We start from the raw sequence: 18,647 nt of genomic DNA on the forward strand, positions 1-18,647 counted from the left end.
GAGGCCGCGAGATCCGGGGAGTTCTCCCTCACCGCCTCCCCGGACTCGCCTCCCTCACCTGACCAGCACCGACACTGACCAGGGAGGCGAGGGACTCACCCCCGCGAACCCCCTGATCACGGCCCGAAACCCCCACTTGAACACCCCGTGACGCGGCTCCCTCCCGGGACACCGCGCCGGTCGACCCTACCCAAAAACAGGCACACACAGTCACCGACGACGGGAGACGTGATGAGCAGCAAACCGCTCGTGCACCGCGGCAGCAGGTCGTGGTGGTCCGGCCGGATCACCACCTTGTGCGGCCTGGTGCTGGAGCCCGGCGAGACCCGCTCGCCCTGGTTCTGGATCTTCACCGCCAAGTGCCGCGGCTGCGAAGCCGTCCACCAGCTCACGAAGGGCAACTGACCACGATGGACACCCGCGAGTTTGACCTGTACTCGATCCTCTCCGTCACGCACCGACTGCCCGTGAACGCGCTGCCGTTCCGCACGATCCTCGCCCACATCACCCGCCGCGAAGTGGCCACGATGCCCGGCGCGGGCGTCTCGGCTCTGACGGTCGGGGCGGAATGCCGGGACTGGCTGCTCCAGCAGCACCCGCGGCTGCGGGAGATCCCGCTGCCGCCGGACTTCCACGACGACGAAGCCGCGATGGACGCGTGGGCCGCCGAGCAGGCTGCGCGGCTGGGCGTCGACCGGCTGCCCGTCGCGCCGCTGCCCGAGGGCACCGAGCTGCGCACGTCGCTGGGTGACCTGCTCGACGTCATCGCCCGCGCTCGCGGCGGACTCGACGACGTCGCGGTCGCCGACCCGGCCGCGCCGGACTTCGGACTCAGCAACCCCGACCACGACCACCCGCAGGAGGACCGATGAACACGACCACAGTGGACGCCGCACTCGACGCGGCCGGCCGCGGCTGGCACGTCTTCCCGCTCCGCCCCGGCGGCAAGCGACCCGCCGGGCACGCCGAAGACGGCTGCCCCGGGACCGGGCGGTGCGCCGGCGGACACCGCACCTGGGAGCAGCGCGCCACCACCGACCCAGACAAGATCCGCGCCGCGTGGACCCACGCGCCGTACGGGATCGGCATCGCAACCGGGCCGTCCGGGCTGTGCGTGCTCGACCTCGACACGCTCAAGCCCGGCGAGGACGTCCCCGCGCGGTGGGCCGCGGCCGGCGCGCGCTCGGGGGAAGACGTGCTCGCCGTCCTCGCCGACGAAGCCGGCCAGGAGCTGCCCGGCGACACCCTGACCGTCCGGACGCCCTCGGGTGGGCTGCACCTGTACTACCGCGTCCCGGCCGGCGTGGTCCTGCGGATCACCAGCGGAGACCGCGGCAACGGGCTCGGCTGGAAGGTCGACACCCGCGCGTGGGGCGGCTACGTCGTCGCCCCGGGCACGGTCACCGACGCCGGACGCTACAGCTACGTGTGGGACGGTGCGCTGGCGGAGCTGCCGGCGTGGCTGGTCGAGCGGCTCACCCCCGCCCCGCTGCCGGCCGCGCCCGCGGTGCCGATCCGCCCGGCCGCCGGCCGCCGGTCCCGCTACCTCGACGTCGCGGTGCGGGCGGAGGCGGGGAAGGTCGCCGACGCCAAGCAGAACCGCAACGCGACGCTCTACGCCGCCGCGGTCGCACTGGGGCAGCTGGTCGCCGGCGACGCGCTCACCGAAGACGAGGTGCGGGCCGCGTTGCTCACCGCGGCCGGCCGCCACATCGGAGCGCGGCATTTCACCGCCCGCGAAGCCAACACGACGATCACGTCCGGTCTGCGCGCCGGAGCGAAGCGCCCGCGGCACGTCGCCTGACCAACGCTCGGAGGAACCAGCCATGACCACACCCCGGCCGCTGGCCGCTGTGCCGACACCGCCCGCCCGCCGCACCCGGTGGACCGATGCGGAGCTGATGCGAGAGGAGTTCCCGCCGCCGAAGTGGGCCGTGCCCGGCCTGCTTGCCGAGGGGCTGAACCTGCTGGCCGGCGCGCCGAAGCTGGGCAAGTCGTGGCTGTCGCTCGGCATGGGCGCGGACATCGCCAACGGCGTGCCGGTGCTGGGCTCGATCGAGGTGGAGCGCGGCCCGGTCCTGTACTGCGCGCTGGAGGACACGGGCCGGCGGTTGCAGCGTCGCCGGCGGCAGATGCTCGCCGCCGGCGGCGAGGCCGCGCCGATGCTCACCCTCGAAACCGCCTGCCCCACCATGACCGCGGGCGGTGACGCCGTGCTTGTCGAGTGGCTGGAGGAGAACCCGCACGCCCGGCTGGTCATCATCGACACCTACGAGAAGATGCGCGGGTCCGACGCGTCGGGCCTGTCGGCCTACGCCGGCGACTACGCCGCGGCCGGCCGGTTCAAGCAGCTGGCTGACCACTACAGCGTCCCGTTCCTGCTGATTCACCACGTCCGTAAGCAGGGGGCGGAGGACTGGCAGAACCTCGTCTCCGGCACGAACGGGCTTACCGGTGCCGTTGACGCCACACTCGTACTCGAGCGCGGCCGTGGGCAGGCGGACGGGGTGCTGCACGTGACCGGCCGCGACGTCGAAGAGGCCGACTACGCCATGACGTTCGACGCCACCGCCGGCAGGTGGACAAAGCTCGACGGCCCGGCGGCCGATCACCTGGTCGGCGACACCCGCGCGCAGATCCTGCGGGTTCTGCGCGACCACGGGCCGCTCACGCCGAAAGCGATCGCCGCCGCGCTTGAGGCCAAGCCGGAAACCATCCGCCAGACCTGCAAGCGCATGGGCGACGCCGGCCAGCTGGCGCGCACGGTGGACGGCATCTACAGCGCGCCGGGGGCGAGTGACAGCGGTGCCGCACCCACCCTGTCACACCTGTCACCGGTGTCACCCCAGGCCGCTGACCAGCACGAATCCGAGTGACACCCCCGAGTGACAGCTACGCCGGCTGTCACGCCGCGGACGCGGGAGTGACGCCCGCGACCACCCATCCCTGTCACACCTGTCACTCCGTCACTCCACCCCCTTTGACCAGCACAAACCCGAGTGACACCCCGAGTGACACCACCGAGAGGAGCACCCGTGTTCATCGCCTCCGCGCCCGCCTGCCTAGCTCCGGAGACATCGCCATGGCCGCACGTGAACACCTCACCGTTGACGAGTTCTGCGAGGAGTTCGATATCGCCCGCTCGACATTCGATGACTGGCGCGCAAAAGGACGCGCGCCGCGGTGCCTGAAGCTCCCCAATCGCCAACTCCGTATTCGACGTGCCGACGTCGACACCTGGCTTGAGTCCTGTTTGGAGGCCGCGTAATGCCTGGTAGTTACCGAGTCCAGGTCTGGGCCGTCATCACTCGTAAGAACGCGAACGGCAAGGTCACCAGCTACCGCGTCCGGTGGAAGGTCGAGACCACCGAATTCGGCGAGAGCTTCAAGATCCGTGCGCAGGCGGAAAGCTTCCGCGCCGAACTGATCACCGCACAGCGGAACGGCGCTCGATTCGACCTCGCGACCGGATTACCCGTCGAACAGGGAAAAGCAGTCGCGGACATGCCGTGGTTTGAAGCCACCACACGCTACGTCGACATGAAGTGGCCGGACCTCGCTGCGACGGCGCGCCAGACGACAGCGGAGGCGTTGATCAGGGTGCTGCCGGTATTCGTGCCGGACAAGCCCGGGCGGCCGGATTCCGCGCTGGTGCGGTCGGTAGTGCGCCAGTGGGGATACAACCCGCCCCGGCGGAAAGCGGGAGCGGTGCCGGCGGAAGCCGCGCGGGTGCTCGAATGGCTGTCGCGCAACACGATGGCCGTCGACTCGGCGGAAAACCCCGAGGTGCTGCGCGCGCTTCAGCGGGCAGTGACGCAACGGCTCGACGGCAAGCCGTACGCGCCGTCTGTGGCTCGCCGGACCCGTTCCGTCCTGTCGAACCTACTCGACTACGCCCGGGAAGAACTTCAGGTGCTCGACGCTAACCCGCTCACGAACGCGAAGTGGACGAAGATGCCCAAGGGCAAGCGCAAGGTCGATAAGCGGGCCGTTCCCAACCCGGTGCAGGCGCGCACGCTGCTGCGGATCATCGGTGAGACTCCCCGGAGCGGCGCGCACCTCGAAGCGTTCTTCGGCCTGATGTACTTCGCCGCGCTCCGGCCGGAGGAGGCCACGAACCTCCGCAAAGAGCAGCTGGCGCTGCCGGCACCGCGCCGCGATGCGGAAACGGGGGAGTGGGAATTCGACTGGGGCACGCTCTACCTCGAAGGATCAAGGCCCTACATCGACGCCCTGTGGACGGACACGGGCACGGTGGGGGAGGACCGGCCGCTCAAGTCGCGGTCCGCGGGGGAGGTGCGGCCGGTGCCGTGCGTGCCGGAGCTGACCGCCATCCTGTGGCGACACGTCGAACGGTTCGGCTACGGCCCGGATGGACGCCTGTTCGTCGGTGAGCGCGGGGGACCAGTCTCGAAGGTCACCTACACCAAGGTGTTCCGTGCGGCCCGTGAGGCGACGTTCACGCCCCACGTCCTGCGGGGTCCGCTCGCCGCCCGGCCGTACGACCTGCGGCACGCCGCGGTGAGCACGTGGCTCGCTGCCGGCGTCCCGGCGGCGACGGTCGCGCAGTGGGCGGGGCAGTCGATTGCCGTCCTGCTGGAGGTTTACGCCAGCTTCCTCGACGGCGGTGAGCAGGCCGCGCGGCGGCAGGTGGAGACAGCGCTCGGCTCGGGCCGGTGAGCGTTTGGCCGTACATTGGCCGCTGGCCCCCGGATTCGGCCGCAGTCCGCCGTGGTCAGCCGGGTAAGACGCGAATCGGCCCCTACCGCGTTCTCGCTGGTAGGGGCCGGTTTTGCGTGTTCAAACAGGGTGCCCTCGGCAGGATTCGAACCTGCGACACCTGCCTCCGGAGGGCAGTGCTCTATCCCCTGAGCTACGAGGGCTCGCTCGCGCGAACTGAACAAAGCCTAGCGCATGCCCCCTCACGACCGCGCACAGAGGGTGCTTAGCGCGGTAGCGTCGAACTGTCGAGGCGGAGGGAGCACCGGTGAGCGCCGAGCCGTTCCAGGTCAGGGTGGCGGACGAGGACATCGACGACGTGCGGGCGCGGTTGCGGCGCACCCGGTGGCCGGAGGCGGAGACCGTCGGCGACTGGTCGCAAGGGCTGCCGCTCGCCTACGCCCAGGAGCTCTGCCGCAGCTGGGCCGAGGACTACGACTTCGGGTTCGCCGAGCGGCTCAACGTTTTCCCGCAGTTCCGCCAGGAGATCGACGGCCTCGGGATTCACTTCGTCCACCTCCGCTCGCCGGAGCCAGACGCGTTTCCGCTGGTGATCACGCACGGCTGGCCTGGCTCGGTGCTCGAATTCCTCGACATCCTCGGTCCGCTGACCGATCCGCGGGCGCACGGCGGCGATCCGGCGGACGCGTTCCACGTCGTCGCGCCTTCGCTGCCGGGGTACGGCTGGAGCGACAAACCGAGCGAGGCCGGTTGGGGCGTCCCGAAAATCGCGGCTGCCTGGGATCAGTTGATGGTTTCCCTCGGCTACGAGAGGTACGGCGCGCAGGGCGGCGACTGGGGTTCGGCGGTTTCGGGCGCACTCGGCGAAGTCGCGCGGGAGCGGGTCGCGGGGGTGCACGTCAACATGGCGGCCGCGCCACAGGGCCAGTTCGAGGACCGGACTGACGAGGAGCGCGAAGGCGCGCGAGCGGCGGCGGAGTTCCGGAGCACCGGCCAGGGATATTCGGGCCAGCAGGGCACGCGTCCGCAAACGCTGGGCTACGGCCTGACCGACTCGCCGGCGGGACAAGCGGCCTGGATCGCCGAGAAGTTCTGGGCCTGGACCGACAACAACGGGCACCCCGAGGACGCCGTCACCCGGCAGCAGCTCCTCGACGCGATCTCGGCGTACTGGTTCACCGCCTCGGCGACGTCGTCCGCGAGGCTGTACTGGGAGAGCTTCCGCAGCTTCGGCGATCTCGTCACGGCACCGTCCGGCATCTCCGTGTACCCGCGCGACATCATCCGGCCGTCGCGGCGGCAGGCGGAGCTGAAGTACACCGACCTGCGCTGGTTCGAGCGATTGCCGCGCGGCGGGCACTTCGCGGCGATGGAACAACCGGCGTCGCTCGTCGAGCAGATTCGCGGGTTCTTCCGGCTCGTGCGCTGAGCTTTCCCACCTCGCGGAACAGGGCTGGGAGAAACACTCCACCAGGCATTAGAGTGAAGTTAGGCTACCCTGTATTGCACATATGCGCATGTCACTATATATTCCTCTCGACACCGAAACTTGGGAGGCGAGCGATGGGACACGGGCACGGCCACGGGCACACCGCCGCTCCGGCGAGCGCGTCCGGCCGCTACGTCCGCGCGCTGCTGATCGCTCTCGCGGTCGGCGCCGGGTTCATGGTGCTGGAGTTCGTCGTCGGCTTCGCCACCGGCTCGCTCGCGCTGATCTCCGACGCCGCGCACATGTTCACCGACGTCCTCGGCGTCGGCATGGCGCTCGCCGCGATCGTGCTCGCGCGCCGCAGCGGGCCGACGCCCAGCCGCACGTTCGGCATGTACCGGGCGGAAGTCCTTGCCGCGCTTGCCAATGCGGTGCTGCTGTTCGGGGTCGCCGGGTACGTGGCGGTCGAGGCGATCGGGCGGATCACCGATCCGCCGGAGGTGCCTGGCCTGCCGGTGCTGCTCGCCGCCGCGGCTGGCCTCGGCGCGAACATCGTGTCCTTCCTGGTGCTGCGCTCGGGCGCGAAGGAAAGCCTGAACGTCCGCGGTGCGTACCTCGAGGTGCTGGCTGACCTCGTCGGCTCGGTCGGCGTGCTGCTCAGCGGCGCGATCACGCTCACCACCGGCTGGCGCTACGCCGACCCGATCATCGGTGTCGCCATCGGACTGTTCGTCCTGCCGCGCACCTGGACGCTCGCCCGCCGCGCGCTGCGGATCCTCTTCCAGCACGCGCCCGCCGGCGTCGACGTCGGCGCGATCAGCACCGAACTCGCTGCGCTGCCGGGCGTCGCGGATGTGCACGACCTGCACGTCTGGACGCTGACCTCGGGCATGGAAGTCGCCTCGGCCCACCTGACGGTGAACGCGGAAGCCGAACAGTCCACTGTGCTCACCAAGGCGCAAGACCTGCTGTCGGTCCGCTACGAGATCAAACACGCGACGCTTCAGGTCGAGGGACCGCAATGCGCCCGCAGATGCGCGGAGCTGTCCTGGTAGACCGGGAACCATGCGCAAGGACTTCGACCCCGCACAGCTGGCCCCGAACGCGTTCTACCACCTGATGACCGCGACCGTCGTGCCGCGGCCGATCGCCTGGGTGTCGAGCACCTCGCGAGCCGGGGTCGACAACCTCGCGCCGCATTCGTTCTTCACCGTCGCCTCGGCCGCGCCCGCGGTCCTGCAGTTCACCTCGGTCGGGCGGAAAGACACTCTGCGCAACGTCGAGTCGACCCGGCAGTTCGTGGTCAACCTCGCGCCCGAGCCGCTGTTCGAGCAGATCAACGCCACCGGCGCGGATTTCCCGCCGGAGCTGAGCGAATTCGACGAAGCCGGGCTCACCCGCGAGCCGAGCCTGAAGGTCCGTCCGCCGCGCGTGGCGGAATCGCCGGTGGCGTTCGAATGCGAACTGCACAGCACGGTCGGTTTCGGCCGCTCGACAGTGGTGTTCGGCCGGGTCGTGCACCTCGCGGTCAACGAGGACGTCCTCGACGGCGACCACCCGATGATCGACCGGCTGCGCCCGCTGTCCCGGCTCGGGCGCGACGAGTGGGGGACGCTGGGCGACATCAAGGAATTGGCGCGGCCCACATACAAAAGCTCGTGAGCGGCTAAGCGCTCACGAGCTTTTGAAAGGGTTCACGGAGAACGTCAGGGGGCGGGCAGCGGCTGCGCGTTCCGCCCCTTCAGCATGAGCTTCATCTGGTCCATTTCCGCGCCCTGGGACACCAACATGCTGCGGCACAACGCTTTCACCGCGTCGTTGGACGTGTGGTCCTGCGCGTACTCGGCCATCGCCACGCCGCCCTGGTGGTGGCGCAGCATCAGCTGAAGGAACTCGACGTCCAGCGCACGCCCGGACAGCGAGCGCAGCTTCGCGAGGTCCGCGTCGGTGGCCATGCCGGGCATCGGCGCGCCGCCGGCCGGGCTGCTGGTCGGCATCTGCATGCCCGCGTGGCCCATCGGCTCGGTCATCCACGTCATGTACGCGCCGGTCGCCTGCTCCGGCTGGTCCCACAGCATGAGCCAGCCCTTCATCCGCCCGACCTGCTCGGTCTGCGTGCGCTCGATGTCGAACGCGAGCTGGCGGATCTCCGGGTCGGTCGAGTGGTCGCGGGCCCAGCCGGCCATGGTGACCGCCTGCAGGTGGTGCACCGACATGTCCTGGGCGAAGCCGACCTCGACCGAACCCGCGCCCGGCGTCGCCGGCACCGCGTCGCTGCCGTCGGTGAGCCGCGTCGCGAAGACGCCGATCGCGGCCCCGACCAGCAGCACGGCGATCAGCGTCCCGCCGATGACCACCCACCGGGACCAGCCGGTCCGCTCCGCCGGAGCGGACCCTTCGGGTTCGACAGCGCTCGCCTCCGCCTGGTCAGCGTCGTTTTCGGAGCTGCCCACGGTCACTGCCCGGCGGGCGGGGTGCCCGGCATGCCGGGCTGCTGCTCGTTCTGCGCCCCGGTGCTGCCCTTGTAGTCCATCGGCTTCGCGTCCTTGCCCGGCTTGCTCGGGTCGAACTTCGGCGGGTTGCTCGGGTCGAACATGCCCTTGCCGAGCGCGTCGCACGAGGCGCCGATCTCCGGGTACACGCCGTTCGGGTTGGTCCGCAGCGCGGCGATGAACTGGTCGATGCGCGGGTCGTCGGCGCTGTCCAGCTTCAGCTGGTGGCCCCACGACTGCAGCGAGATCGGCTTGTCCAGGCCGGGGTAGGGCGACATCATCGTGTACGGCTTGCCCTTGACCCGCGCCTCCAGCAGCGGCAGCTGGTCGCCCTTGACGAGGTCCGGGTTGTAGGCGATCCACACGGTGCCGTGCTCGAGCGCGTGCACCATGTTCTCGTTGCGCACCGCGGTCGGGTAGACGACGCCGGTGCAGGTGGCCCAGTACCCGTCGTGCGGGCCGCCGAACGGCGGGCTCTGGTCGTAGGCCACCCGTTCGGTGGGCAGAATGTGCACCGAACCGGTGTACTGCTTGGTGATCACGCCGGGGATCTTCTTCGACGGGTCCGGATTGCTCGCGGTCGGCGCGAAGGCGGCGGCGGCCTCGTCCCGGGAGGCCTGGTCGCGCTTGGGCGCGGAGGCCTGCAGGTAGTAGACGATGACGCCGGCCAGCAGGGCGACCACCACGACGACGCCGATGATGGTGCCCCAGGGCGTGCGCTTGCCCGCGACGACCGAGCGGTTCTTCGCCGCCTTCACCGCGGACGCGGACGAGCCCTTCTTCTTGGTGGTCCCGTTGGCCATGGTTGCCGAGATCTCCTCGTGAGAGCGGGGGAGGGATCCGGACGGAACCCTGCCGGTAGCCCAGTGTAGAGACCGGGCGTGCGATCACCGTGAACACCCGCGAGGCGCCCCGGCGAGCGGAACATCCGCCTCCGGTGTGCCCGCCGTCTCGCCAGCGCGTACCGCCGCGACCGCGCGGCCGAAGCGCACCTAGAATCCGGCGAGTGACTCCCGCCGCTCTCGCCGATCTGGTCCGCAGCTCCGCCGTGCAGGTCCTCGCCGCACGGGGCGTCGACGCCGCCGTGCTGCCGGAGACCGTGACCATCGAACGCCCGCGCAACCCGGACCACGGAGACTACGCGACCAACCTCGCGCTGCAGGTGGCCAAGAAAGCCGGGCTGAAGCCGCGCGAGTTCGCCGAGGCGCTCGCCGAGGTCGTCGCCGGTGCGGACGGGGTGGCCGCGGTCGAGGTCGCCGGACCGGGCTTCCTCAACTTCCGGCTCGCCGCGGACGCCCAGGGCGAGGTCGTGCGCCAGGTGCTGGCCGCGGGCGCGGCGTACGGCCGGGGCGACGCGCTGGCCGGGACCCGGATCAACCTGGAGTTCGTCTCCGCGAACCCGACCGGCCCGATCCACCTCGGCGGCACGCGCTGGGCCGCGGTCGGCGACGCGCTGGGCCGCGTGCTCGGCGCGCAGGGCGCGGACGTCACCCGCGAGTACTACTTCAACGACGCCGGCGCGCAGATCGACCGGTTCGTGCGCTCGCTGATCGCCGCCGCGAAGGGCGAGCCCGCGCCGGAGGACGGCTACGCGGGCGGGTACATCAGCGACATCGCGGCCGAGGTGATCAAGGCCGAGCCGAGCGCGCTGAGCCTGCCCGAGGACGAGCGGCACGAGACCTTCCGGCGCATCGGCATCGAGCTGATGTTCAGCCAGATCAAGCAGAGCCTGCACGAGTTCGGCACCGACTTCGACGTCTACTTCCACGAGAACTCGCTGCACGAATCCGGCGCGGTCGACGCGGCGGTGCAGCAGCTCAAGGACTCCGGCAACCTCTACTTCGCCGACGGCGCCTGGTGGCTGCGCTCCAGCGAGTACGGCGACGACAAGGACCGGGTCGTCATCAAGAAGGACGGCAACACCGCCTACATCGCGGGCGACCTCGCCTACTTCAAGGACAAGCGCAACCGCGGCCACGACCTGTGCATCTACATGCTCGGCGCGGACCACCACGGCTACATCGCGCGGCTCAAGGCGGCCGCCGCGGCGTTCGGCGACGACCCGGCCACGGTCGAGGTGCTGATCGGCCAGATGGTGAACCTGGTCAGCGACGGCAAACCGGTGCGGATGTCCAAGCGCGCGGGCACCGTGATCACGCTCGAGGACCTCGTGGAGGCGGTCGGCGTCGACCCGGCCCGCTACGAGCTGATCCGCTACTCCGTCGATTCCTCTTTGGACATCGATTTGGACTTGCTGCGCAAGCATTCCAACGACAACCCGGTCTACTACGTGCAGTACGCGCACGCCCGGCTGTCGTCGCTGCGGCGCGGCGCGGCGGACCTCGGGCTCAAGACCGGCGAGTCCGGCGAGAACGTCGATTTCGGACTGCTCACCCTGCCTGCAGAAGGCGACCTGATCCGCACCATCGGCGAATTCCCCGCCGTGGTGCGGCGGGCGGCGGAGATGCGCGAACCGCATCGCGTGGCCCGCTACCTCGAGGAACTGGCCGGCGCGTACCACAAGTTCTACACCGTGGGCCGGGTCCTCCCGCAGGGCGACGAGGAGGCAACACCCCTCACGTACGCCCGGCTCGCTCTGTGTGAAGCCGCGCGCCAGGTACTGGCGAACGGCCTGTCGCTGCTCGGTGTCTCCGCTCCGGAACGGATGTAAACAATGGCGCACCCCGCGGGCCCCCGCCACGCCGACGTCTACCCCCATGCCGACGCCTCCGGGTTCCCGCCCGCGAGCGCCGGCGAACTCGACCTGCTGCCCGCGAAAGTGTGGCCGCGCAACGTTTATCGCGCCGCGGACGGCGTCGTGCGGATCGCCGGCGTCGACGTGCGCGATCTCGCCGAGACCTACGGCACGCCGCTGTTCGTGGTCGACGAGGCGGACTTCAAGTCCCGCTGCGCCGACTACGCCGAGGCGTTCGACGACCCGGCGCTCGTGCACTACGCGTCGAAGGCGTTCCTGTCCGTCGAGGTCGCCCGCTGGGTGGCCGAACAGGGACTGAGCCTCGACGTCTGCAGCGGCGGCGAACTGGCCGTCGCGCAGCGCGCGAACTTCCCGGTGGAGCGGATCACGTTCCACGGCAACAACAAATCGGTCGCCGAACTCGACGCCGCCGTCGAAGCGGGTGTCGGCACCGTGGTGGTCGACTCGTACTACGAGATCGCCCGGCTCGCCGAAATCGCCGCCGCGCACGAGGTCGAGCAGAAGGTGCTCGTCCGGGTGACGGTCGGCGTCGAGGCGCACACCCACGAGTTCATCGCGACCGCGCACGAGGACCAGAAGTTCGGTTTCTCGCTGGCTTCCGGCGATGCCGCCGAGGCGGTGCGCCGGGTGCTGAACGCGCCGTCGCTGAAGCTGATCGGCCTGCACAGCCACATCGGTTCGCAGATCTTCGACGCCGACGGGTTCGAGGTGGCCGCGCGCCGCGTCGTCGGGCTGCTCGCGGAACTGGCCAAGGAGCACGGCCCGGAACTGCTGGAGCAGATGAACGTCGTCGACCTCGGCGGCGGTTTCGGCATCGCCTACACCGAAAAGGACAACCCGCCGCCGCCCTCGCAGATGATCACGCAGATCCGCGAGATCGTCCGCAAGGAATGCGCGTACGCCGACCTCCCGGTGCCGCGCATCGCGGGTGAACCCGGCCGTGCGATCGCCGGCCCGGGCACGTTCACGCTGTACGAAGTGGGCACGATCAAGGACGTCGCGCTCGGCGACGAGACCGCCCGCCGGTACGTCAGCGTCGACGGCGGCATGAGCGACAACATCCGCACGGCGCTCTACGACGCGGTGTACGACTGCCGCGTGGTTTCGCGGTCCGCCGCCGACGGCGACGAGCCGGTGACCCCGGCTTTGTCTCGCGTGGTGGGAAAACACTGTGAGTCCGGCGACATCGTCGTCCGAGACTGCTGGCTGCCAGACACGCTGGCTCCCGGCGACCTGCTGGCCGTCGCGGCGACCGGCGCCTACTGCTACGCGATGGCCAGTGGCTACAACCGGCTGCCGCGGCCCGCGGTGGTCGCCGTGCGCAACGGCGCCGCCCGGCTGCTGCTGCGCAGGGAGACGACGGACGACATGCTGCGCCTGGAGGTTTGAGAAGTGTCCACTGTGTCTCCGAAAGGCCTCTCTCCAACGGATCGTGCGCCCATTCGCGTCGCGATGCTCGGCTGCGGCACGGTCGGCAGCGAGGTCGCCCGGCTGCTCACCGAACAGGCCGGCGAGCTGGCGGCCCGCGCGGGCGCGCCGGTGGAACTGGTCGGCATCGCGGTGCGGCGTCCGGACAAGCACCCGGAGCTGCCCGCCGAACTGCTCACCGACGACGCCGCCGCGCTGGTGGCGCGGGACGACGTCGACGTCGTGGTCGAACTGGTCGGCGGGATCGACCCGGTGCGCAGCTGGCTGCTCACCGCGCTGAACGCGGGCAAATCCGTGGTCACCGCCAACAAGGCGCTGCTCGCCGAGCATTCCGCCGAACTGTTCGAGGCGGCCGACGCGGCTGGCGTCGACCTGTACTTCGAGGCCGCCGTGGCCGGGGCCATCCCGCTGCTGCGCCCGCTGCGCGAATCCTTGGCGGGGGACCGGATCACCCGCGTGATGGGGATCGTCAACGGCACCACCAACTACATCCTTTCCGCGATGGACGCCACCGGCGCGGGCTACGCCGAAACGCTCGACGAGGCGAGCCGGCTCGGCTACGCGGAAGCGGACCCGACGGCGGACGTCGACGGTTACGACGCCGCGTCGAAGGCCGCGATCCTTGCCTCGCTGGCGTTCCACTCCCGGGTCACCGCGAAAGACGTGCACCGCGAAGGCATCGCCGACGTCACGGCGTCCGACCTGGCCGCGGCGCGCACGCTTGGCCGCACGGTGAAGCTGCTGGCGATTTGCGAACGGGTGACGGCGGATGACGGTGCGGAGTCGGTCTCCGCTCGCGTGCATCCGGTGATGATTCCGCGCAGCCACCAGTTGGCCGGCGTCGGCGGCGCGTTCAACGCGGTCTACGTCGAGGCGGACGCGGCCGGCGAATTGATGTTCTACGGCCAGGGCGCCGGCGGCGCGCCGACCGCCAGCGCGGTGCTCGGCGACCTCGTCGCGGTGGCGCGCAACCAGGTGCTCGGCGGCCGCGGCCCGCGCGAATCGGCGCACGCCGCGCTGCCGGTGCGGCCGATGGGCCAGACGCCGACGCGCTACCACGTGAGCCTCGACGTCGCGGACCGCGCGGGCGTGCTCGCCCAGGTGGCGCAAGCGTTTGCCGCGCACGGCGTGAGCATCGCCGCGGTGCGCCAGCGCGACGCGAACGACACGGCGAGCCTCGTCGTGGTGACCCACCTTGCGCCCGACGCGGCTTTGCAGTCCACTGTGGACGAAATCGCGAAACTCGATGTGGTGCACGAGGTTGTCAGCGTGATGCGGGTGGAAGGCGAAGACGCGTGAGTGGTTGGCCAGGGATCATCGAGGCATATCGCGACCGGATTCCGGTCCCCGACGGGGCGCGCGTGGTCACGCTCGGCGAGGGCAACACGCCGCTGCTGCCCGCCGCGCACCTGTCGGAGCTGACCGGCTCGCAGGTGTACCTGAAGGTCGAGGGCGCGAACCCGACCGGCTCGTTCAAGGACCGCGGGATGACCGTGGCGATCACGCACGCGCTGGCCAGCGGCCTCAAAGCGGTGATCTGCGCGTCCACCGGCAACACCTCGGCCTCGGCCGCCGCGTACGCCGCGCGGGCCGGGCTCACCTGCGCGGTGCTGGTGCCGCAGGGCAAGATCGCGATGGGCAAGCTCGCCCAGGCGGTGCTGCACGGCGCGCGGATCCTCCAGGTCGACGGCAACTTCGACGATTGCCTCGAACTCGCCCGCAAGACCGCGGCGGACTATCCGGTCACGCTGGTCAACTCGGTCAACCCGGTGCGCATCGCCGGGCAGAAGACCGCGGCGTTCGAGATCTGCGACGTGCTCGGCGAGGCCCCGGACGTGCACTGCCTCCCGGTCGGCAACGCGGGCAACATCACCGCGTACTGGAAGGGCTATTCGGAGTACGCGGCCGACGGTGTGGTCAAGAACACCCCGCGGATGTTCGGTTTCCAGGCCGCCGGCGCCGCGCCGCTGGTGCACGGCGAACCGGTCTCCGACCCGGACACCATCGCGACCGCGATCCGCATCGGCAGCCCCGCTTCGTGGGCGGGCGCGGTCTCCGCGCGCGACGAGTCGGACGGCCTGTTCGAGGCGATCACCGACGAGAAGATCCTTGAGGCGTACCGGCTGCTGGCCCGCCGCGAGGGCGTCTTCGTGGAGCCCGCGTCCGCGACGAGCGTGGCGGGCCTGCTGGCCACCGCGGCGGACGGACGCCTGCCGAAGGGCTCGAAGGTCGTCTGCACGGTCACCGGGCACGGCCTGAAGGACCCGGCGACGGCGCTGGAAGGCAACGTCGAGGTGGAACCGCTCGCGGTCGACCCGACGGCCGTGGCGGCGGCGCTGGACCTGCGGTGACCGGCCCGGCTCGCGCTTCGGCCACAGCGCCCCAATGTGGCATTGGGTGCGTCTCACGCACCGAACGCCACATTGGGTGCGTCGCATGCACCCAATGCCACATTGGGGCGCGGTCGTGACGGCCCTGCGCGGGTTCCGCGCGACGGTCCCGGCGTCGAGCGCGAACCTCGGCCCGGGATTCGACGCGCTCGGCCTCGCACTGGCCCGCTACGACGTGGTCGAACTGCAGGTCACCGAGGGCGGCCTGAAGATCGAGGTGCTCGACGCGGGAGCGGGCGGCGTCGAGGACGTGCCGACCGACGAATCCCACCTGGTGGTCCGCGCGCTCCGGCGGGCTTGCGAGCACCTGGACGTCCGGCCCCCGGGCCTGCACCTTCGTTGCCACAACAGCATTCCGCACGCGCGCGGCCTCGGGTCGTCGGCGGCCGCGGTGGTCACCGGCGTGGCTTTGGGCTATGCGCTGGCGGAGCGTCCGCTCGACGCCGACGCGCTCCAGCTCGCAGCCGAGTTCGAGGGACACGCGGACAACGCGGCGGCGAGCCTGTTCGGCGGGCTCGTGGTGGCGTGGTCCGAGGACGGTCGATTCCGCGCCGAGCGCGTGGAGCCGAACGCGGCGATCCGCCCGGTGGTCGCGGTGCCCGCGGAGAAGTCGTCCACCAACACGACGCGCGGGCTCCTTCCGGCGCGGGTGCCGCACGCCGACGCGGCGCACAGCGCGGGACGGGCGGCGCTCGCCGTGCTGGCCGTCACCGAGCGGCCCGAACTGCTGATGGCGGCCACCGAGGACCGGTTGCACCAGGACTACCGCGCCGAGGCGTATCCGGCGAGCACCGAATTGGTGCGCACGCTGCGTGCCCAGGGCGTGCCCGCGACCATCTCCGGGGCCGGTCCGACTGTGCTCGCTCTCACGCTGACCGGAATACTCCCGGCGGGCGTGGACGTTACCGGGTTCGACGTCGCCGAATTGCCCGTGGACCGCGACGGCGTGCAGGTTGTGGCCAGGTGACGACCTGGTCACAGGCTGGACGGCAGCGTGCGCCACGCGGGGGGTGGTTGTTGCACCCGGACAAGGCGCGGTCTACCCTCGGGGGCGTTCGATCACCGTGCGTTTCCGCACCCGATGCCGGGCCTGTTCGCCCCTAGCGGCGGCTCCGGTCCGCATCCTTCGTCGATCCGCCGATTCCGCACCGCCCGGCACGCGGGAGGCGGAGGGACGCAGGCGGGTTTCCGGTTCCGGCGGTGCCGAATTCCGCTTTCTCCGTCCGGAGGGGGCAAACACCCTGTGCTGGCGGCGCTTCGCTGTGTCTCGCACGGCTGGGCGCGAGCCGTCCGCATCGGAGGCAGAAGCCGTCTCGCTACCGGCGGCAGTCCGCTGATCCACCTGGAACGTGGATCGGTCAGGAAGGACATGTGTGAGCAACACCGATCTGTTGAGCGGCGACGTGGAGACCCCCGCCGCGGCCGCTGAGACCAATGGGGCCGCGGCCGCTCCGAAGCGCCGCACCGGGGGCCTGTCCGGAATGGTCATCGCCGAGCTCCGCCAGCTGGCGGGCGAACTGGGTGTGGGCGAGACCACCGGCATGCGCAAGGGGGACCTGATCGCCGCGATCCGCGAGCGCCAGGGCAAGAGCAAGAAGCGCACCGCCGCGACGGCCGAGACGCTGCCGCTCGACGGCGTCGGCGAGCCGGTCAAGGCGGAGAAGGCCGAGAAGCCCGCCCGCCGGGCCAAGGCCGACGCGCCGAAGGCGGACGCTCCCCAGGCGGAGCCGAAGGCCGAGCCGGTCCAGGCGGAGGCTCCCAAGGCCGAGGCGCCGAAGGCGGAAGCCGCGCAGGACGGGAAGCCGGCCGCGCAGGAGCGCCCGGAGCGCCACGACCGTTCCGAGGGCCAGCAGTCCGACGGCCAGTCCGAGGAAGGCGGCCGCAACCGCCGTCGCCGCGGCGGCGCGAACCGGGGCGACGGCCAGCGCGACCAGCGCGGCGACCGCCAGGGCGGCAACCGCGACAACCGCGACAGCCGGGACAACGGCGGCCGCGACAACCGGGACAACAACCGGGACAACCGCGGCGGCGACAACCGCGACGGCAACCGGGACAACCGCGGCGGGCAGGACAACCGCCAGGACAACCGCGACAACCGGCAGCGGAACCAGCAGGACAACCGCGACAACCGGAACAACGGCCCGCAGGACGACGACGAGGAAGGCGGCCGTCGCGGCCGTCGCTTCCGCGACCGTCGCCGCCGGGGCAGCGGGGGCGGCCAGCGCGAAGGCGGCGCTCCGGACACCGAGATCCGCGAGGACGACGTCCTGCTGCCGGTCGCCGGCATCCTGGACGTGCTCGACAACTACGCGTTCGTGCGCACCTCGGGCTACCTCGCCGGGCCGAACGACGTGTACGTCTCGCTGTCGCTGGTCCGCAAGTTCGGCCTGCGCCGCGGCGACGCGATCACCGGTGTCGTGCGCCAGCCGCGCGAGGGCGAGCAGCAGCGGCAGAAGTTCAACCCGCTGGTGCGCGTCGACTCGATCAACGGCCTGGAGCCGGACGAGGCCAAGCGCCGTCCCGACTTCACCAAGCTGACGCCGCTGTACCCGAACGAGCGGCTGCGCCTCGAGACCGAGCCGCACAAGCTCACGACCCGCGTGATCGACCTGATCATGCCGGTCGGCAAGGGCCAGCGAGCGCTGATCGTGTCCCCGCCGAAGGCCGGTAAGACCACGATCATGCAGGACATCGCGAACGCGATCACCACGAACAACCCTGAGGCCCACCTCATGGTCGTGCTGGTCGACGAGCGTCCGGAAGAGGTCACCGACATGCAGCGGTCGGTGAAGGGCGAGGTCATCGCCTCCACCTTCGACCGCCCGCCGTCCGACCACACCTCGGTTGCCGAGCTGTCCATCGAACGGGCCAAGCGCCTGGTCGAAATGGGCCACGACGTCGTCGTCCTGCTCGACTCGATCACCCGTCTGGGCCGGGCCTACAACCTGGCCGCGCCCGCGTCCGGCCGGATCCTGTCCGGTGGTGTCGACTCGACCGCGCTGTACCCGCCGAAGCGTTTCCTCGGCGCCGCGCGCAACATCGAGAACGGCGGCTCGCTCACCATCTTCGCGACCGCGATGGTGGAGACCGGGTCCACGATGGACACGGTGATCTTCGAGGAGTTCAAGGGCACCGGCAACGCGGAGCTCAAGCTGGACCGCAAGATCTCCGAGCGCCGCGTGTTCCCGGCGGTCGACGTCAACCCGTCCGGCACCCGCAAGGAAGAGCTGCTGCTCTCGCCGGACGAGCTGGCGGTCACGCACAAGCTGCACCGCGTGCTGCACGCGCTGGACTCGCAGCAGGCCATCGACCTGCTGATCTCGCGTCTGCGCAAGACGAAGACCAACATCGAATTCCTGATGCAGGTCTCGAAGACCGCCCTCGGCGGCGGAGACGACGACTGAGTTCCCGTTTCACACAACACGGCCCGCCCCCATCGCTTCCGGGGGCGGGCCGTGTTGCGTGTGGAGGTCCGTGAAGGACTCCTTGAGGGAATCAGATTCCCCCAAGGC

The 18,647-nt window shown here is 70.7% G+C and carries 17 protein-coding genes and 1 tRNA gene; 15 read left to right on the forward strand and 3 right to left on the reverse strand.

What is annotated here, in order from left to right; all coding sequences use genetic code 11:
• The first annotated feature begins 231 nt into the window (after nucleotides 1–231).
• The 6 genes from ACFXI3_RS17730 to ACFXI3_RS17755 all read left to right on the forward strand — a co-directional run bounded on the left by ACFXI3_RS17730 (nucleotide 232) and on the right by ACFXI3_RS17755 (nucleotide 4,680).
• Nucleotides 232–405 carry a hypothetical protein gene (locus tag ACFXI3_RS17730; RefSeq protein ID WP_378400470.1) on the forward strand — a complete coding sequence of 58 codons (174 nt, stop codon included), beginning with the start codon at nucleotides 232–234 and terminating at the stop codon, nucleotides 403–405.
• A 5-nt stretch (nucleotides 406–410) separates the two neighbouring features.
• Nucleotides 411–872: a hypothetical protein gene (locus ACFXI3_RS17735; protein WP_378400471.1), complete on the forward strand. Its 462-nt coding sequence runs from the start codon at nucleotides 411–413 to the stop codon at nucleotides 870–872.
• Nucleotides 869–1,804, forward strand: a complete 936-nt coding sequence (locus ACFXI3_RS17740) for a bifunctional DNA primase/polymerase (protein WP_378400473.1) — start codon at nucleotides 869–871, stop codon at nucleotides 1,802–1,804. The genes ACFXI3_RS17735 and ACFXI3_RS17740 overlap by 4 nt, the downstream gene beginning before the upstream one ends.
• Before the next feature lie 22 nt (nucleotides 1,805–1,826).
• Nucleotides 1,827–2,876 carry an AAA family ATPase gene (locus tag ACFXI3_RS17745; protein WP_378400474.1) on the forward strand — a complete coding sequence of 350 codons (1,050 nt, stop codon included), beginning with the start codon at nucleotides 1,827–1,829 and terminating at the stop codon, nucleotides 2,874–2,876.
• A gap of 206 nt (nucleotides 2,877–3,082) precedes the next feature.
• Nucleotides 3,083–3,268, forward strand: a complete 186-nt coding sequence (locus tag ACFXI3_RS17750; protein WP_378400476.1) for a helix-turn-helix transcriptional regulator — start codon at nucleotides 3,083–3,085, stop codon at nucleotides 3,266–3,268.
• The gene (locus tag ACFXI3_RS17755; protein ID WP_378400478.1) at nucleotides 3,268–4,680 is read left to right on the forward strand and encodes a tyrosine-type recombinase/integrase; all 1,413 of its coding nucleotides are present in this window, start codon (nucleotides 3,268–3,270) and stop codon (nucleotides 4,678–4,680) included. The genes ACFXI3_RS17750 and ACFXI3_RS17755 overlap by 1 nt, the downstream gene beginning before the upstream one ends.
• Before the next feature lie 130 nt (nucleotides 4,681–4,810).
• Here the strand turns inward: ACFXI3_RS17755 and ACFXI3_RS17760 are convergent.
• A tRNA-Arg gene (locus tag ACFXI3_RS17760) sits at nucleotides 4,811–4,883 on the reverse strand.
• 104 nt (nucleotides 4,884–4,987) lie between these two features.
• Here ACFXI3_RS17760 and ACFXI3_RS17765 point away from each other — a divergent pair.
• The 3 genes from ACFXI3_RS17765 (at nucleotide 4,988) to ACFXI3_RS17775 (ending at nucleotide 7,771) form a co-directional block, all read left to right on the forward strand.
• Nucleotides 4,988–6,109 (forward strand): alpha/beta fold hydrolase, encoded by a 1,122-nt coding sequence (locus ACFXI3_RS17765; protein ID WP_378400480.1) that lies wholly within the window; start codon nucleotides 4,988–4,990, stop codon nucleotides 6,107–6,109.
• Between the two features lie 134 nt (nucleotides 6,110–6,243).
• On the forward strand, nucleotides 6,244–7,164 hold the full coding sequence (locus ACFXI3_RS17770; RefSeq protein ID WP_344271371.1) for a cation diffusion facilitator family transporter: 921 nt from the start codon (nucleotides 6,244–6,246) through the stop codon (nucleotides 7,162–7,164).
• A gap of 10 nt (nucleotides 7,165–7,174) precedes the next feature.
• A complete protein-coding gene (locus ACFXI3_RS17775; protein ID WP_378400482.1) occupies nucleotides 7,175–7,771 on the forward strand; it encodes a flavin reductase family protein in 597 nt (198 codons plus the stop codon).
• A 44-nt stretch (nucleotides 7,772–7,815) separates the two neighbouring features.
• On the opposite strand, the gene ACFXI3_RS17780 is transcribed toward ACFXI3_RS17775, so the two are convergent.
• Together ACFXI3_RS17780 and ACFXI3_RS17785 are read right to left on the reverse strand one after the other, a co-directional pair.
• A complete protein-coding gene (locus tag ACFXI3_RS17780) occupies nucleotides 7,816–8,562 on the reverse strand; it encodes a DUF305 domain-containing protein (protein ID WP_378400484.1) in 747 nt (248 codons plus the stop codon).
• 2 nt (nucleotides 8,563–8,564) lie between these two features.
• Nucleotides 8,565–9,404, reverse strand: a complete 840-nt coding sequence (locus ACFXI3_RS17785) for a DUF3105 domain-containing protein (RefSeq protein WP_344271377.1) — start codon at nucleotides 9,402–9,404, stop codon at nucleotides 8,565–8,567.
• 203 nt (nucleotides 9,405–9,607) lie between these two features.
• On the opposite strand from ACFXI3_RS17785, the gene argS reads away from it, so the two are divergent.
• From argS to rho, 6 genes are all read left to right on the forward strand, one after another.
• Nucleotides 9,608–11,272 carry an arginine--tRNA ligase gene (argS, locus tag ACFXI3_RS17790; protein ID WP_378400486.1) on the forward strand — a complete coding sequence of 555 codons (1,665 nt, stop codon included), beginning with the start codon at nucleotides 9,608–9,610 and terminating at the stop codon, nucleotides 11,270–11,272.
• Nucleotides 11,273–11,275: 3 nt separating this feature from the next.
• Nucleotides 11,276–12,706, forward strand: coding sequence for a diaminopimelate decarboxylase (gene lysA / locus ACFXI3_RS17795; protein WP_344271384.1), 1,431 nt, complete (start codon nucleotides 11,276–11,278; stop codon nucleotides 12,704–12,706).
• A 63-nt stretch (nucleotides 12,707–12,769) separates the two neighbouring features.
• The gene (locus tag ACFXI3_RS17800) at nucleotides 12,770–14,044 is read left to right on the forward strand and encodes a homoserine dehydrogenase (RefSeq protein ID WP_377927071.1); all 1,275 of its coding nucleotides are present in this window, start codon (nucleotides 12,770–12,772) and stop codon (nucleotides 14,042–14,044) included.
• Entirely contained in the window at nucleotides 14,041–15,096 is a 1,056-nt protein-coding gene (gene thrC / locus ACFXI3_RS17805) for a threonine synthase (protein ID WP_344271387.1), read from the forward strand. Before ACFXI3_RS17800 ends, thrC begins: the two co-directional genes overlap by 4 nt.
• Before the next feature lie 85 nt (nucleotides 15,097–15,181).
• Nucleotides 15,182–16,102 carry a homoserine kinase gene (thrB, locus tag ACFXI3_RS17810; RefSeq protein ID WP_378400488.1) on the forward strand — a complete coding sequence of 307 codons (921 nt, stop codon included), beginning with the start codon at nucleotides 15,182–15,184 and terminating at the stop codon, nucleotides 16,100–16,102.
• 406 nt (nucleotides 16,103–16,508) lie between these two features.
• Nucleotides 16,509–18,539 carry a transcription termination factor Rho gene (rho, locus tag ACFXI3_RS17815; RefSeq protein WP_378400490.1) on the forward strand — a complete coding sequence of 677 codons (2,031 nt, stop codon included), beginning with the start codon at nucleotides 16,509–16,511 and terminating at the stop codon, nucleotides 18,537–18,539.
• Nucleotides 18,540–18,647 lie beyond the last annotated feature (108 nt).

It is taken from the genome of Amycolatopsis sp. NPDC059235 (genome assembly GCF_042754125.1).
Lineage (GTDB): Bacteria > Actinomycetota > Actinomycetes > Mycobacteriales > Pseudonocardiaceae > Amycolatopsis > Amycolatopsis albidoflava.